General features: G+C 55.5%; 1 rRNA gene. It reads left to right on the top strand.

Annotated elements, in window-relative coordinates:
* The first annotated feature begins 73 nt into the window (after positions 1-73).
* Positions 74-1605, top strand: a 16S ribosomal RNA gene (locus MPN20_RS17055).
* Positions 1606-1629 lie beyond the last annotated feature (24 nt).

Here is a 1629-nt window from a genome sequence, read left to right as displayed (position 1 = left end):
TTTTTTGGTCGACTAGGGTCACCCCGTGATCTTGGTTGGCTGTCTTGCTGGGATTCATTCGTAACATAATTTTTTTATGGAGAGTTTGATCCTGGCTCAGGACGAACGCTGGCTGCGTGCTTAACACATGCAAGTCGAACGCTGAAGCCGTGTGCTTGCACATGGTGGATGAGTGGCGAACGGGTGAGTAACACGTGAGTAACCTGCCCCCGACTTCGGGATAAGCCCGGGAAACTGGGTCTAATACCGGATATGACCATCGCTCGCATGAGTGGTGGTGGAAAGTTTTTTCGGTTGGGGATGGGCTCGCGGCCTATCAGTTAGTTGGTGAGGTAATGGCTCACCAAGACGACGACGGGTAGCCGGCCTGAGAGGGCGACCGGCCACACTGGGACTGAGACACGGCCCAGACTCCTACGGGAGGCAGCAGTGGGGAATATTGCACAATGGGGGAAACCCTGATGCAGCGACGCAGCGTGCGGGATGACGGCCTTCGGGTTGTAAACCGCTTTCAGCAGGGAAGAAGCCTTTATCGGTGACGGTACCTGCAGAAGAAGTACCGGCTAACTACGTGCCAGCAGCCGCGGTAATACGTAGGGTACGAGCGTTGTCCGGAATTATTGGGCGTAAAGAGCTCGTAGGTGGTTGGTCACGTCTGCTGTGGAAACGCAACGCTTAACGTTGCGCGTGCAGTGGGTACGGGCTGACTAGAGTGCAGTAGGGGAGTCTGGAATTCCTGGTGTAGCGGTGAAATGCGCAGATATCAGGAGGAACACCGGTGGCGAAGGCGGGACTCTGGGCTGTAACTGACACTGAGGAGCGAAAGCATGGGGAGCGAACAGGATTAGATACCCTGGTAGTCCATGCCGTAAACGTTGGGCACTAGGTGTGGGGGACATTCCACGTTCTCCGCGCCGTAGCTAACGCATTAAGTGCCCCGCCTGGGGAGTACGGTCGCAAGGCTAAAACTCAAAGGAATTGACGGGGGCCCGCACAAGCGGCGGAGCATGCGGATTAATTCGATGCAACGCGAAGAACCTTACCAAGGCTTGACATACACTAGACCGTCCTGGAAACAGGTCCTCCTCTTTGAGGTTGGTGTACAGGTGGTGCATGGTTGTCGTCAGCTCGTGTCGTGAGATGTTGGGTTAAGTCCCGCAACGAGCGCAACCCTCGTTCTATGTTGCCAGCACGTGATGGTGGGAACTCATAGGAGACTGCCGGGGTCAACTCGGAGGAAGGTGGGGATGACGTCAAATCATCATGCCCTTTATGTCTTGGGCTTCACGCATGCTACAATGGCTGGTACAGAGAGATGCGAGACCGTGAGGTTTTAGCGAATCCCTTAAAGCCAGTCTCAGTTCGGATCGTAGTCTGCAATTCGACTACGTGAAGTCGGAGTCGCTAGTAATCGCAGATCAGCAACGCTGCGGTGAATACGTTCCCGGGCCTTGTACACACCGCCCGTCAAGTCACGAAAGTCGGTAACACCCGAAGCCGGTGGCCCAACCCTTGTGGAGGGGGCCGTCTAAGGTGGGACTGGTGATTGGGACTAAGTCGTAACAAGGTAGCCGTACCGGAAGGTGCGGCTGGATCACCTCCTTTCTAAGGAGCACACATAAGAACCCC

It is taken from the genome of Brevibacterium sp. ZH18 (assembly GCF_022748595.1).
Classification (GTDB): Bacteria; Actinomycetota; Actinomycetes; order Actinomycetales; family Brevibacteriaceae; genus Brevibacterium.
This window is presented reverse-complemented; position numbering and strand designations above follow the sequence as displayed.